This window comes from Burkholderia pseudomultivorans (genome assembly GCF_001718415.1).
In the GTDB taxonomy this organism is placed as follows: Bacteria; Pseudomonadota; Gammaproteobacteria; order Burkholderiales; family Burkholderiaceae; genus Burkholderia; species Burkholderia pseudomultivorans_A.
In genome coordinates this window covers 2,396,614-2,410,523 of record NZ_CP013378.1, presented here as the reverse complement: position 1 = coordinate 2,410,523, position 13,910 = coordinate 2,396,614, and the positions used below count along the sequence as shown (strand labels likewise).

Here is a 13,910-nt window from a genome sequence, read left to right as displayed (position 1 = left end):
CAATGGATCCGACCCGCCGCACCGGGGGTGTCAGGATTTCCGTGTTCAAGGCGGGTGGAGTAATTACACGGAAGGCCGAACGAATCGATCTGCGTAAAGGATAGCGAATTGGTTCATGGCCGTCTTCCAGTCGTGAGCGGCGCTCCCCCAGTTCGCGGTGATGTTGCGCAAGGCCAGCCAGATGAGCTTGGTGGCAGCCTCGTCGGTCGGGAAGTGACCACGGGTCTTGATGATCTTGCGCAACTGCGAGTTGATATTTTCAATCGCGTTCGTCGTGTAAATGATCTTGCGCACACCCGGCGGAAACGCAAAGAACGGGATCACGCGATCCCAGGCGTTGCGCCACGCGCTACTGACAGTCGGGAATTTCTGACCCCACGGCCCATCCGCAAACGCATCGAGTTCGGCCTGAGCGGCTTCCGCGCTGGGAGCGGCGTAGATCGGCTTGATCGCCGCGGCCAAGCCTCGGCGGTCCTTCCAACTGGCGTAATCGAGGCTGTTGCGGATGAGGTGGACGATGCAGGTCTGCAGCGTGGTGGCCGGGAACACGGCGGCCAGCGCTTCGGGCATGCCCTTGAGCCCGTCCGTGACGGCAATCAGGATGTCGTGAACGCCGCGCGTCTTCAGATCGTTGAACACCTTCATCCAGAACTTGGCCCCCTCGGTATTCTCGATCCACAGGCCCAGGATTTCCCGCGTGCCGTCGGGCAGCACGCCCAGCGCCAGATAGACCGCCTTGTTGCGCACGACGGCGTCTTCGCGAATCTTGACCCGCAGTGCGTCGAAAAACACGACCGGATACATCGGCTCAAGCGGTCGGGCCTGCCAGGCGGTTACTTCGGCCATGACCTCGTCGGTGACCGAACTGATGAAGTCGGGCGAGACCTCGGTGCCGTACTGTTCCAGCAAGAAGCCCTGAATCTCGCGTACGGTCATGCCTCGGGCATACATGGCGACGATCTTGTCGTCGAAGCCCGTGAAGCGCCGTTCGTGCTTGGGAATCAGGATGGGTTCGAAGCTGCCGTCGCGGTCACGCGGCACCTCGATACGGATCGGGCCGTCTTCGGTCAGAACCGTCTTGGCCCCTTTGCCGTTGCGCTGATTCGTGGCGTTGACCGGCTTGGCAGCACCGGGAGGGTAGCCGAGATGATGGTTCATCTCGCCGCCCAGCGCCCGTTCGATCAGCGCCTTCTTGAGCGCCAGCGTCGCGGCGTTGATGGCTTCGGCCGTCATCGGACCGTTGCCGAACTGCTCGAGCAGCTCGGCCGGAATCGCCGGCAGAGCCGCCGGCTGGGCTTTCGGTTTGCGAGGCATAAACTCTCCTTGGGAGCATGTTATGCCTTAAACACAAAATTCCTGACAGGCCCGCCGCACCACCCGACGAAGTGGTATACCGCCCGCTGGCTCCGTCCTCGCTTCGCTCGGCCGACAGGGACACACCCCTCAAACAACGCAGGCGGTTCATTGCCGCCAGCAGGACGGCGGCGCCGGATGCCAAAAATGGCGATCCTCCCCACGCGCGCTCCAAGTTCGCCCTTCGGGGTCGCGCAATCGATCGACGTGGCGCGATCTCAAACGTCTCGAACAATATCGAGATGGCCCTTTGCGCCGCGCGACTACGATTGAGACTTTCCGCGAGGGACCCAACATGAATAGAAGAATTGCAGTCGTCGGCGATAGCCTGTCAAGCGGCGGAACAATCCGCTCATATGACGGACCACGATTCTTGGTTCGCGGGCATCAAGTAGCCTTGATCGGCGGTAGTGCATTCTGCTCGGCCTGCCAAAGCACCGGCATCATCGCAAAAGCCGGCGGCCCCTATCGACTCAAGTTTCAGGGCGAGGTTGCGCTCGACGGCGATATTGTCCTGTGCGGCTGCTCGACTCCACCAAGCATCGTTGCTGAGCTTGCAGATCGAGCGTGGTGCGATGATCGACTAAAGGGTCTGGGAGAAGTCGTTTCCAGCCGCACGGCAACAGGCGGTGTCAGGTCGCTCAAGAAGGGTGCATTTGATGAACAGATCAAGGCTGCGACTGACGGCAGTATTCCCGTCGGCCCAGACGGTTACCCGTATTACATCGAGACAGCCGACGGCCGCATCCATTCTGGCGTACTCGACGCAAGCGGCGAGCTACCGCGCATCAACACCGGCGATGAATCGGGAAACTACACCGTGTATTGGGGTGACGAAGCCATAGCAAAAAATATTGCGGGGTGAGCCATGCCTAATCGACCTACAAAGGTCCGCACGAACGACACCCCAAATTCAAAGAAGCCCGTGCAACTACAAGCCTTGTCCTTCCAAGCGCTTTGGAACGCGTACCCGAAGAAAGACCCCTACGATGACCCGACCGGCGAATATGCCAATCAATGCGCCATTCGCATGAGCGTCGCGTTTCACGGCATTGGAAGCGACATGAAGTCGTTTTCTCAAAACGTGCTGAAGCCGATGCCTGGCAAGAAGACACTGGGGCGCCTGCTACTTGGCGGGAAAGCGACAGCGACGCGCGCTTACGAACTCGCTGAATGGTTGAAGCTTCGCCCGTTCCTCGGTCTCGGCAAACCTGAAAACATTACCGGTTCGGATTGGCAGGACAAGGTAAAAAATCGAACCGGTATCATCTACTTTTTCGGCTACTGGCGTCAGGAGGGCGACTCAGCCGACTCGCTGAGCGGTGGCCATATCGATCTCTGGAACAAAGACACGCTCACGCCTTCGCTCGTGAACTTCCTTCGATTCCGCGTCGGCATGTCGCAGTTCCGCAGCCTTCGCTCCTACCTGACCGGCAGCGACGATAACTGGTTTTCCGATCTATCGAATTCGAAAGAAATCCTCTTTTGGGAAGTGAAATGAAGCGTACGGTACTGGCGGTTCTAGGTATTGCATGGGGCTTGTTCGTCACATGGGCGTCCATCTATGCAGCGAATCATATTCACTGGCCCGAAGTGAAATCACATGCAACCGGATGCAACGATATGGAGCACTGCGCACCGCATGCGAGATTCGTCGCCGAATTGCTTGCGTCACTGCTATGGCCTGCCGTCGTGTTCGGTATGCTGAACGCCGTGGCCTATCGACGATGGTCGGGGCGCAGTTGGTCTATCGCTTTCGGCGTCGCGACGCTGCTGGCGATCCTGTTCTATGTCGCCCCCTACGCCATACCCTCATTTGGGCTTGCCCACGACTAATACTGCATTAAGGAAAGCCAATTGAGCCCACCGCCCCGCGCAGGGGCGACGCTAATAGACCGACACGATCACAGGTGCTTCACGGCCACCCAAGCGGACCACCACCCACCCCCAACCCCAACCCCCAGCCCTCAATCCTTCCCGCGCTCAACGAGCGCCCCCGCCCGCGGTTCACTGCCCCCACCCGTCTGCTTCTCGAGCCACGCCCTTCGATCCTCCCGCGGCGTCACCCCAAACCGCTCCCGATAGGCATTGGAAAAATGCGCAGCCGAAGAAAACCCGCATGCGAGACTGACCTGAACGACCGACTTGCTGGTCCGCTGCAACTGGGTGCGCGCCTTGAGCAATCGCAGATTGAGGTAATACTTGGAGGGCATCGCCCCGAGATACTGCCGAAACAGCCGCTCCAGTTGCCGACGCGACACCCCGACCAGCCCGGCGATTTCATCGGTCGTCAGCGGATCCTCGATATTCGCTTCCATCAGCAGCAACGCATCGTTGAGCCGAGGATGCCGCTCGCCCGGCGCAGTCACGAAAGGAATGCGCTGCCGCTCCTCGCCGCTGCGCAGCGTGCCCGCCCCGAGCGCATCGGCAATCCGCTCCGAAAGCTCGGGCCCGTGCTCGCGGCCGATCATCGCCAGCATGAAATCGACGGTGGCCTGACCGCCCGCACAGGTCGCCCGGTCCCGATCGATCTCGAAGATCTGCTGCGTGACGATCGACCGCTCGAACTGTTCGGCAAACTGCTGATACGTCTCCCAGTTCACGCTCACGCGATACCCGGACAACTGCCCGGCCATCGCAAGCCACCACACGCCGTGATGTATGCCGCTCACCAGCGGCGTGCGCGGCCCGACCCGCGCGAGACTCGCGAGAAACAGCCGATAGTCGGCGAACTGCTGAAACCGCTCCGACACGACGATCAGCCAGTCGCACGCGATCGCATCGTTGAACGCTGCATCGGCATGCCACTGCGCACCGCCGGCGAGCGGCACCGGCCGCCCGTCCCACGAGCACACCTGCCAGCGGTACAGCAGGCGCCCGTCGATCTCGTTCGCCAGGTTCAACGCATCGACGATCGGACCCACGCCCGACATCGACACGGGCGGCAATGCGACGATCGCCACCTGCGTCGTGCGGGTGGCGCCTGCGGGACGAGACACCGGTACCACGTGCAGCCTGCCTGTTCCGTTACCGTTACTTGAGGCTGCCCGACAGGAACTGCTTCAGCCGCTCGCTCTGCGGGCGCACCAGCACCTCCTTCGGATCGCCCTCTTCCTCGGTCCGCCCCTGGTGCAGGAACATCACGTGGTTCGACACGTTGCGCGCAAAACCCATCTCGTGCGTGACGACGATCATCGTGCGGCCTTCCTCGGCCAGCTTCTGCATCACCTTCAGCACTTCGCCGACGAGTTCCGGGTCAAGCGCCGAAGTGGGCTCGTCGAACAGCATCACGTCGGGATGCATCGCGAGCGCGCGCGCGATCGCGACACGCTGCTGCTGGCCGCCCGACAGGTGCGACGGATACTGTTTCTCCACGCGCGGCGGCAGGCCGACCTTCTCCAGATACTCGCGCGCGCGCTCCTCGGCTTCCTTCTTCGAAATGCCGAGCACGTGCACGGGCGCTTCCATCACGTTCTCGAGCACGTTCATGTGCGCCCACAGATTGAAGTGCTGGAACACCATCGCAAGCTTCGTGCGAATGCGCTGCAGCTGCTTGTGATCGGCCACCTCGAGCGCACCGGCCTTGTCGGTCTTCGTGCGCACGGCTTCGCCGTCGACGACGATCTGCCCCGCATTCGGCCGTTCGAGGAAATTGATGCAGCGCAGGAACGTGCTCTTGCCCGAGCCGCTCGCGCCGATGATGCTGATGACGTCGCCCGCTTTCGCGTTCAGCGACACGCCCTTGAGCACCTCGTTGTCGCCGTAGCGCTTGTGAATGTCGACCGCGGCAAGCTTCACGGAAGCGGACGCGCTCGTTTGAGTGATCTCGGCCAACTGGCTCTCCTCGAAGTGAAATCAATGACGGCCGGCCGCGAGATACGCGAGCCAGTGGCGCTCCGCGCGACGAAACGCCGCGACGAGTGCGAACGATACCGCAAGATAGATCAGCGCGGCGATCCCGAACGACTGGAACGCCATGTAGGTCGCCGAATTCGCATCGCGCGCGACCTTCAGGATGTCCGGCACGGTCGCCGTGAAGGCGACGGTCGTCGCGTGCAGCATCAGGATCACCTCGTTGCTGTACAGCGGCAGCGCGCGGCGCAGCGCCGACGGCAGGATCACGCGGCGATACATCGTGAACGGCGTCATCCCGTAGGCGCGTGCGGCCTCGACCTCGCCGTGCGGAATCGCGCGGATCGCACCGGCAAAGATCTCGGTCGTGTACGCGCAGGTGTTCAGCGCGAACGCGAGAATCGCGCAGTTGAAGCCGCTCCTGAAGAACGCGTCGAGCAGCGAGTGCGAACGCACGAACTCGAGGCTGTACATGCCCGTGTACATCAGCAGCAGCTGCACGTAGAGCGGCGTGCCGCGAAACACGTAGGTGTAGAACCGCACCGGCATCGACACCCACTTCTTCTTCGACACGCGCGCGACCGCGAGCGGCACCGCGCACACGAAGCCGAGCGAAATCGACGCGACGAGCAGCCACAGCGTCACCGCAAGGCCGGACAGGCGCTGGCCGTCCCAGTAAAGGAACGCCTTGCCGAATTCCTGGAGGATCTCGATCATAGTTCTGCGTGCCGCACGCCCATGGAATAACGCTTCTCGAGCTGGATCAGCACGAGGTTGGAAACGGTCGTGATCGCCAGATAGATCAGCGCCGCGACGAGAATGAAGAAGAACATGTTGAAGGTGCTCTTGCCGGCGTCCTGCGCGGCCTTCACGACGTCCGCGAGACCGATGATCGACACCAGCGCGGTCGCCTTCACGAGCACCTGCCAGTTGTTGCCGATGCCCGGCAGCGCGAAGCGCATCATCTGCGGAAACATGATCCGCACGAACACGCGCATCCCGCTCATGCCGTACGCGGCGCCCGCTTCGAGCTGGCCGCGCGGCACCGACAGGAACGCGCCGCGGAAGGTCTCGGTGAAGTACGCGCCGTAGATGAAGCCGAGCGTCAGCACGCCGGCCACGAACGGATCGATGTCGATCTGGTCCCAGCCGACGAGGTCGGTGAACTGGTTCAGCCAGATCTGGATGCTGTAGAACAGCAGCAGCATCAGGACGAGATCCGGCACCGAGCGGATCAGCGTCGTATAACCGGTCGCGATCGCTCGCAGCACCCGGTTGTGCGACAGCTTCGCCACCGCGCCGATCAGTCCCAGCGCCACCGCAGTGGCAAGCGACAGGACCGACAGCTCGATGGTCTGCACGGTGCCGGCCCACAGGACGGGGCCAAAGCCGTAAAGGAACACGCGCGTCTCCAGAGTTGGAATGGTTGCCGACGCGAATGCGTGTCACGCGCCGGGCTGACGCGGATAGTCGCAAGCGAAAAGGATTGCCTCAAATCACCGTGCGCCCGTTTGCTGCGTCGCAGCAAATCTTCCCGTTATTTGAAACCGTGCCCTACCGCCCTGTTTCAAAAGGAAAAAAGCCGCTTCCTGACAGCCGGATAACACGTCGGGAAGCGGACTTTTTGCAATTTTCCGGTCGCTTTTTCGATATAGCGACGAGGCGCGGCCGCGAACCGGCGGCAGGCGCATGCGGCGGCGCTCAGCGCCCTTTCAGGATGTCCGAGCGCGACGTCGTGTAGACCAGCCCGTCCGGGCCGAAATGGACGTTGAAGAACGCGTCGGTGTTCACGCCGTCCTCGAGCCAGCGCCAGCTCCACACCGTCTCCGGCTTCAGTGGATACTGCGCGACCTCGCCCGGCTTGCCGAGCAGCCGCCGCACCTCGTCCTCGGTCATCCCGGGGCGCACCTTCGCGAAATTGTCGGCGGTCAGCACCTGCGTCGCGCCCGTGTAGCGCCCGTTCGCATCGAGGTCGACGAACCAGGTCTGGTTGCCCATCGGGCCGCGCGGATATTCGAGCCGCTTCGAGCCGTCGGTAAACGTGCGCTCGGTCTCGGGCCTGCCCATCGTGCCGCGCACGTCGGCCTCGGTCGACTCGCCGACCTTCAGCCCCTTGAGCAGCAGCGGCGCGGGCTTGATCGCGTTGAAGAAGTCCCTGATACGTTGCACGTCGAACTCGCCTTGCTTGTCGTCGCAGCCGGTCAGCGCCAGCGCAGCGGCCAGCAGCGTCACGGGAAGCAGCCGGAAACGAAAGATCATCGGAAGAAATGCATGTCGAGAAAACACGCGGCAAGCATACCCGCGCGACGCCAAAAGCGCGAGACGGGCGCGCGGCCCGTCTCGTTCAATGCGTCGTTTCGGTTTCGGCCACCCGCTGCGCCGCCGCATGCGGGGCGACCGGCGGTGCAGCGATCCGCCGGCGCGTGCGCAGCAGTTCGGCGACCTGCCACGACACCAGCGACAGGCTGCTGAACAGCACTTCGCGGCCGCGCTTGACGAGCGCCAGCGACAGCGCGGTGTCGCGGTCGACGCCGAACATCTGCGCGAGCAGCACGACGGTCGCCTCCTGTACGCCGAGCCCGCCCGGCACCATGAACGCCGCATGCCGCACGGCCTGCGTCATCGCCTCGATCGCGATCGCGCCGCCGATCGACACCGGATGGCCGAGCAGCGCGAGCGCCCAGTAGATTTCGAGCGCGCCGAGCACGTAGCCGGCCAGCTGCCAGAAGAACGCGCCGAACAGCAGCGGCGTGCGCGACATCAGCGCGTCGATGTCGGCGTCGAGCCGCTTGCCGTCGACGCCCTGCAGCAGTCGGTGCGAATCGCCGAGCAGGCGGCCCGCGAAGCGCTCGATCGCGTGGAAGATCCCGCCGCGCCGCATCAGCACGACGCCGAGCACGGGCAGCGGCAGCGTCAGCAGCAGCGCGACGCCGATCGTGCCGCCGCCCATGTCGTGCGTCGTCGCGAGCAGCAGCACGAGGCCGAGCGCGGCAAACGCATACTGGACGACGATCGTCACCAGCACCTCGACGATCACCGACGCCGTCACGCGGCTCGCGTCCGACACCTGCCAGCGCGCGAGCCGGATCCCGACCAGCTCGCCGCCGATCCCGACCACCGGCAGCAGCCGGTTCACGGCCTCGCGCACGGTCGCGATCCACCACAGGAACGGCAGCGACGCGCGCCGGTCGAGCAGGCGATGCCACGCATACGCATCGAGCAGCAGCGGCAGCGCATGGAACGGCACGAGCCACAGCAGCGCATAGCCGGCGCGCGCGAGCATCTGCACCACGTCGCCGACGCCGTCGCGCAGCCCGAGCGCAACCAGGATGCCGATGCCGATCGGCCAGCCGAGCCATTTGATCCACTTCATCATGACGGCTGCGCTCCCGGCCGGCGCGACGGCCGCGCGGCACGCGCGGCCCCGGGGTGGCCGAACACGTCCGCGAAGCCGCCGGTCGCGACGCCCGCCGCCTTCAGCGCGGCCGCCACGCGCGGCGACAGCAGCGCATCGAGTTCGTCGGCCGGGCGGTAGGCCGCCATCGTCGGCGTGATCGGGCCGTCGCCCGCTTCGGCCGGATGACAGTAGATCTCGCCGACGCCCGGCGGCAGCTTCGCGAGCGCGTCGAGCAGCACGGCCTCGTCCATCGCGCCGGTGTGCTCGATCCCGACCACGTAGTCGTTGTGCGCGAGCCCGGCGCGATCGAGCCGCGCGCGCACCAGCGCGATCCACGGCCGGAGCCACGCGGGCGCGCTCGTCTCGTAAGGCAGCCGCACCGCGCGCAGCCCGTAGTCGCGGCCGATCTCGACGATCATCGACAGCACGGTCGGATGCAGATGGAAGTGCTTGTGCGCGTTCACGTGATCGAGCGGCAGGCCGCTCGCCGCGAAGGCGTCGAACTGCGCACGGATCTCGCGGCGCAGCTGCGCGCGCACGTGCGGCAGGAAGAAGAAGCGACAGCCGTCCTTCGCCATCGCGTCGCCGAACCGCCCGTCAGGGCCGACGAGCGCGGGAATCTCGTGCGCGGGCAGCGTGGCCGGGCCGTCCGCGAGGACCAGATGCAGGCCGACCGCGAGCGACGGCAGCCGCCGCGCGCGCGCGATCGCATCCTGCGCGGCCGGCGCGCCGACCATCAGGCTCGCGGCGTTGAGCACGCCGTCGCGATGCGCGCGCTCGACCGCCGCGTTCACACGCGGATGCAGCCCGAAATCGTCCGCGGTGAAGATGAGCGCCCGCGCCGCCCGCCGTGTCGTCACGAATCAGGCCTCGTGCGCGCGCAGGAAGCGGAAGAACTCGACACCCTCGCGCAGGCGGCGCTTCATCATGTCCCAGCTCGTCAGCATCTCGCGCACGATCTCCCAGATCTTCGACGGACGGAAGTAGAACTCGCGATAGAACTGCTCGAGATGGTGATAGATCTCGTCGCGCGACAGGTGCGGATAGCCGATCGCCGCGAGCTGCACGCCTTCCTTGCTGACCAGGTTGATGGTCTTGTTCTCCTCCATCCAGCCGTTCTCGACGGCCTGCTTGTAGAGCGTCGTGCCCGGATACGGCGCGGCGAGCGACACCTGGATCGTGTGCGGATTGATTTCCTTCGCGTACTCGATCGTCTTCTTGATGGTTTCCTGCGTCTCGCCCGGCAGGCCGAGGATGAAGGTGCCGTGGATCTTGATGCCGAGCTTCTTGCAGTCCGCGCTGAAGCGGCGCGCGAAATCGGTGCGCACGCCCTTCTTGATGTTCACGAGGATCTGGTCGTCGCCGGATTCGAAGCCGACCAGCAGCAGGCGCAGGCCGTTTTCCTTCATGATCTTGAGCGACTTGTACGGCACGTTGGCCTTCGCGTTGCACGACCAGGTCATGCCGAGCTTGCCCAGGCCGATGGCGATGGCTTCGGCGCGCGGCAGGTCGTCGGTGAAGGTGTCGTCGTCGAACATCAGTTCCTTCACTTCCGGCATGTTGTCGCGGATCCACTTTGCTTCCGCGAGCACGTTCTCGACCGAGCGCGTGCGGTAGCGATGGCCGCTGACCGTCTGCGGCCACAGGCAGAACGTGCAGCGCGACTTGCAGCCGCGGCCCGTGTAGATCGACACGTACGGGTAGTTCAGGTAACCGATGAAGTAGTTGTCGATCTTCAGGTCGCGCTTGTAGACGGGCGCGACGAACGGCAGCTCGTCCATGTTCTCGAGGATCGGACGCGCTTCGTTGTGCTCGATCGAGCCGTCCTTCGCGCGCCAGCTCAAGCCCTTGATCTCGGGGAACGGCTTGCCTTCGGCGAGTTCCTTGCAGGTGTAGTCGAATTCCTCGCGGCACACGAAGTCGATTGCGTCGCTCGCCGTCAGCGAGTTGTGCGGATCGACCATCACCTTCGCGCCCACCATGCCGACCAGCATCGACGGCTTCATCTTCTTCAGGTCCTGCGCGAACATCGCATCGGTCGGGAACGACGGCGTGCTCGTGTGGATGATCACGAGATCGTAGTCGTTGGCGATCTTCAGCGTTTCCTCGACCGACAGGCCGTCGGCCGGCGCATCGACGACGCGGCTGCCCGGCACCAGCGCGGCCGGCTGCGCGAGCCAGGTCGGATACCAGAAGGAACGGATTTCGCGCTTCGCCTGATAGCGCGAGCCGGCTCCGCCGTCGAAGCCGTCATACGAAGGGGCCTGCAAGAACAGCGTTTTCATGAATGCTCCGGTAGCCTGCATAGTTCGATTCGATTCAACGATTCAGTCAAAAAAAACCGCGGGCCGCCGCTCGGGCGCCCGCCTCTCTGTCATGTCGTGCCGCAACGCTCGCGCGGCACGTCGCGGCCCGTCGGGCCGAATTCCGCCGGCGCACGGGCCCGCGCCCGCCATGCCGGCACGGAGCGGGCCTAACGGCCGTCGCCCCCTTCCACTGCGGCCGTCGCGCGTTCGCCGCCGACCACCGTCATCCTTGCGCCGCGCCACACGACGTGCGTGCCGAACGCGGCGACCAGCCATTCGAGCGCGAGCAGCGTGTCGCGCACCGCGACCAGCGGCAGGTCGCGCCAGAACGCGCGCCAGCCGTCCTCGCCGCGCGCGTGCAGCACGAGCCGGCCGAACGCGCCCGCGGCGGCAGCCCAGCCGGCCACCAGGCCCGCGACGGTGCCGTCCAGCGACAACGCCAGCGCCGCGCCGATCGCGAGCCACGGCGCGGTAAACGTGATGAACAGGAACGCGAAGCCGGCCGGGTTCAATGAACGGATCGTGCGCAGCCAGCGCGTCTCGCGGTGCCACAGCGGCCCGAACGACGCCTCGATCACGTCGGTCGCGACCTCGACCTCGGATAGCACGGTACGCCGCCCAAGGCGGCGCGGCAACTCGGCAAGCCAGAAATCGTCGGCCAGTTCGTCCTTCAGCGCCGACAGGCCGCCGATCCGGTCGAGCGTGTCGCGCGTGAGCGCCAGCGTCGCGCCGAAACCGAACCGGCTCGAACCGCCGAGATGCGTGATCCGCACCGACGGCGCGAACCAGGCATCGACGAACTGGGCGCCGATGCGCGTCCAGAAGCCGCCGACGCTGCGCGCATGATACAGGCAGGTGACGACGCCGACCGACGCGTCGGCGAGCGGCGCCGTCACGCGCTCCAGGTAGTCGGGCTTCACCGCGATGTCGCTGTCCGCGATCACGATGCGGTCGTACTTCGCACGCTCGGCGAGATTGATCAGGTTGCTGACCTTCAGGTTCTTGCCGTGCACGCGCGCGTCGATCACGAGCCCGATGTCGCACTCCGGATAGTCGGCGCGCAGCCGCTCGACGACCGCGATGGCCGGATCGGCCGCCGACGCGACGCCGAACAGCACTTCATGGCGCGGATGACGCTGCTCGCAGAAGGTCGACAGGTTCTCGTACAGATGCGGCTCCGCGCCGCACAGCGGCTTGAGCACGCTGACCGGCTCGAACCCGTCGCGCGCGGCCGTGCGCGGCGTGCGCGGGCGCGGCGCGAAAGCCGCGACGAGCGCATAGCCGGCCGCCGCCAGCGTGAACGCGATCAGGAGCCAGTCGAGCAGCGATACGGCAGGCGTCATGCGCAGCGCCCCCCGTCGACGCAGCCGAGCCGGCAGTCGATTGAGCGTGGTCCAGCTTGATTGGATGATCCGACAGCAACGAACGCGGGCACGACCCGACTCCTTGTTCCAGCAGCGTCTGTGTATTTGAGGGAGGCTCGGCCCATTTTCCCGACGGCGGCCATGCCCTGTTTCGGGCGGCGCGAGCCACTTCGCGCGGCACCCGGACGGGGCGCGAGAAGATCGAATGGTTGCCATCGGCACAACATGGACAGGCGCCGGATTTTAACAGTCCACGGCACCCCGCGCTTGGCACTGCGCGAAACGCACTGGTGCAATTCCCGCAAAGCTGTCCGGCCGGCGAATCCTTTCGACGCCACCACGTTCACGTTAGCGTAAGCGCTTTGCAGGCGTATTGCAGTCTTGAAAATCAAACGTTTCGTGCAATTTTGTATGTCGATGCGGATTCGCGTCCAATCCCGGTAAAGACTCGTAATAAACCGGCGATTGGATCGATTTTCGCAACAATCGCATCGAGCCACGCGGCAGCCCTGCGGGTCGCATGGGTATCGATGCGCCGCCAGCGCGTTCCGGAACCCTTTGGCAAAATCACACGCATCTGTTGCGTATGCGCATCACCGCACGCCCCTTCGAAGGCCATCCGATGACACCGTTCTCCGTACTCGACCTCGCCCCCATTCCCGCCGGCGCCGACGCCGCGCAGGCGTTCCGCAACACGCTCGATCTCGCGCAACATGCGGAACGCTGGGGTTACCGGCGCTACTGGCTTGCCGAGCACCACAACATGCCCGGCATCGCGAGCGCGGCCACCGCGGTCGTGATCGGCCACGTCGCGGGCGGCACGCGGACGATCCGCGTCGGCTCCGGCGGCATCATGCTGCCGAACCACGCGCCGCTCGTGATCGCCGAGCAGTTCGGCACGCTCGCGTCGCTCTATCCGGGACGCATCGACCTCGGCCTCGGCCGCGCGCCCGGCACCGACCAGACCACGTCGCGCGCGCTGCGCCGCGACCTGATCGGCAGCGCCGACTCGTTTCCGGACGACGTCGCCGAGTTGCTGCGCTACTTCGCGGAACCGGCGCCCGGCCAGCGCGTGCGCGCGGTGCCCGGTGCGGGGCTCGAGGTGCCGGTCTGGCTGCTCGGCTCGAGCCTGTTCAGCGCGCAGCTCGCCGCGATGATGGGCCTGCCGTTCGCGTTCGCGTCGCACTTCGCGCCGGACTACCTGATGCGCGCGCTGGAGATCTACCGCGCGCAGTACCGGCCGTCGGCCGCGTGGCCGAAGCCGCATGCGATGGTCGGCGTCAACGTGTTCGCGGCCGATACCGACGAGGAAGCGCGGCGGCTGTTCACGTCATTGCAGCAGCAGTTCATCAACCTGCGGCGCGGCACGCCCGGCAAGCTGCCGCCGCCGGTCGACCTGCTCGAGGCGAACGAGCTCGAACTCGCGAACGTCGCGCATTCGCTGTCGTTCGCGGCGGTCGGCTCGCGCGACACGGTGCGCGACAAGCTGCGCGCGCGGATCGCGCAGACGGGCGCGGACGAGCTGATCGTCACCGCGCAGATCTACGACCACGCGGCGCGGCTGCGCTCGTTCGAACTGACCGCGCAGATCCGCGACGAGCTCGCGAACGAAGCGCGCTGACGGCCGGGCCGCCGCCG

At 65.3% G+C, this 13,910-nt stretch carries 15 protein-coding genes; 4 read left to right on the top strand and 11 right to left on the bottom strand.

What is annotated here, in order from left to right; genetic code table 11:
• Positions 1-63: 63 nt before the first annotated feature.
• Positions 64-1,314 (bottom strand): IS256 family transposase, encoded by a 1,251-nt coding sequence (locus WS57_RS23540; RefSeq protein WP_038455837.1) that lies wholly within the window; start codon positions 1,312-1,314, stop codon positions 64-66.
• A 334-nt stretch (positions 1,315-1,648) separates the two neighbouring features.
• Here WS57_RS23540 and WS57_RS36145 point away from each other — a divergent pair, with 334 nt between their 5' ends.
• From WS57_RS36145 to WS57_RS23530, 3 genes are read left to right on the top strand one after another with little or no spacing between them, the layout of a single operon-like run.
• A complete protein-coding gene (locus WS57_RS36145) occupies positions 1,649-2,218 on the top strand; it encodes a PAAR domain-containing protein (protein ID WP_081337658.1) in 570 nt (189 codons plus the stop codon).
• Between the two features lie 3 nt (positions 2,219-2,221).
• Positions 2,222-2,854 (top strand): type VI secretion system amidase effector protein Tae4, encoded by a 633-nt coding sequence (locus tag WS57_RS23535; RefSeq protein ID WP_059477889.1) that lies wholly within the window; start codon positions 2,222-2,224, stop codon positions 2,852-2,854.
• The gene (locus WS57_RS23530) at positions 2,851-3,189 is read left to right on the top strand and encodes a hypothetical protein (protein WP_059515475.1); all 339 of its coding nucleotides are present in this window, start codon (positions 2,851-2,853) and stop codon (positions 3,187-3,189) included. The genes WS57_RS23535 and WS57_RS23530 overlap by 4 nt, the downstream gene beginning before the upstream one ends.
• Positions 3,190-3,320: 131 nt before the next feature.
• Here WS57_RS23530 and WS57_RS23525 read toward each other — a convergent pair whose 3' ends face one another.
• The 10 genes from WS57_RS23525 to WS57_RS37245 all read right to left on the bottom strand — a co-directional run bounded on the left by WS57_RS23525 (position 3,321) and on the right by WS57_RS37245 (position 12,891).
• Complete coding sequence (locus WS57_RS23525; protein ID WP_009693189.1) at positions 3,321-4,361, bottom strand: GlxA family transcriptional regulator; 1,041 nt, start codon at positions 4,359-4,361, stop codon at positions 3,321-3,323.
• A gap of 25 nt (positions 4,362-4,386) precedes the next feature.
• Positions 4,387-5,187 (bottom strand): ABC transporter ATP-binding protein, encoded by an 801-nt coding sequence (locus WS57_RS23520; protein WP_040126984.1) that lies wholly within the window; start codon positions 5,185-5,187, stop codon positions 4,387-4,389.
• A 21-nt stretch (positions 5,188-5,208) separates the two neighbouring features.
• The gene (locus tag WS57_RS23515) at positions 5,209-5,922 is read right to left on the bottom strand and encodes an ABC transporter permease (protein ID WP_006401214.1); all 714 of its coding nucleotides are present in this window, start codon (positions 5,920-5,922) and stop codon (positions 5,209-5,211) included.
• A complete protein-coding gene (locus WS57_RS23510) occupies positions 5,919-6,608 on the bottom strand; it encodes an ABC transporter permease (RefSeq protein WP_009690868.1) in 690 nt (229 codons plus the stop codon). Before WS57_RS23510 ends, WS57_RS23515 begins: the two co-directional genes overlap by 4 nt.
• A 298-nt stretch (positions 6,609-6,906) precedes the next feature.
• Positions 6,907-7,464 (bottom strand): outer membrane protein assembly factor BamE domain-containing protein, encoded by a 558-nt coding sequence (gene bamE, locus WS57_RS23505; RefSeq protein WP_009690867.1) that lies wholly within the window; start codon positions 7,462-7,464, stop codon positions 6,907-6,909.
• A gap of 85 nt (positions 7,465-7,549) precedes the next feature.
• Positions 7,550-8,581 (bottom strand): lysylphosphatidylglycerol synthase domain-containing protein, encoded by a 1,032-nt coding sequence (locus WS57_RS23500; RefSeq protein ID WP_059605567.1) that lies wholly within the window; start codon positions 8,579-8,581, stop codon positions 7,550-7,552.
• Positions 8,578-9,462, bottom strand: a complete 885-nt coding sequence (hpnK, locus tag WS57_RS23495; RefSeq protein WP_059515473.1) for a hopanoid biosynthesis-associated protein HpnK — start codon at positions 9,460-9,462, stop codon at positions 8,578-8,580. The genes WS57_RS23500 and hpnK overlap by 4 nt, the downstream gene beginning before the upstream one ends.
• Before the next feature lie 3 nt (positions 9,463-9,465).
• A complete protein-coding gene (gene hpnJ, locus WS57_RS23490; protein WP_310722223.1) occupies positions 9,466-10,908 on the bottom strand; it encodes a hopanoid biosynthesis associated radical SAM protein HpnJ in 1,443 nt (480 codons plus the stop codon).
• 167 nt (positions 10,909-11,075) lie between these two features.
• Complete coding sequence (hpnI, locus tag WS57_RS23485) at positions 11,076-12,251, bottom strand: bacteriohopanetetrol glucosamine biosynthesis glycosyltransferase HpnI (RefSeq protein ID WP_040126980.1); 1,176 nt, start codon at positions 12,249-12,251, stop codon at positions 11,076-11,078.
• Positions 12,252-12,660: 409 nt separating this feature from the next.
• Entirely contained in the window at positions 12,661-12,891 is a 231-nt protein-coding gene (locus WS57_RS37245) for a hypothetical protein (RefSeq protein ID WP_155741164.1), read from the bottom strand.
• A gap of 3 nt (positions 12,892-12,894) precedes the next feature.
• On the opposite strand from WS57_RS37245, the gene WS57_RS23480 reads away from it, so the two are divergent.
• On the top strand, positions 12,895-13,893 hold the full coding sequence (locus WS57_RS23480) for an LLM class flavin-dependent oxidoreductase (protein WP_069245468.1): 999 nt from the start codon (positions 12,895-12,897) through the stop codon (positions 13,891-13,893).
• The last annotated feature ends 17 nt before the right edge of the window (positions 13,894-13,910 follow it).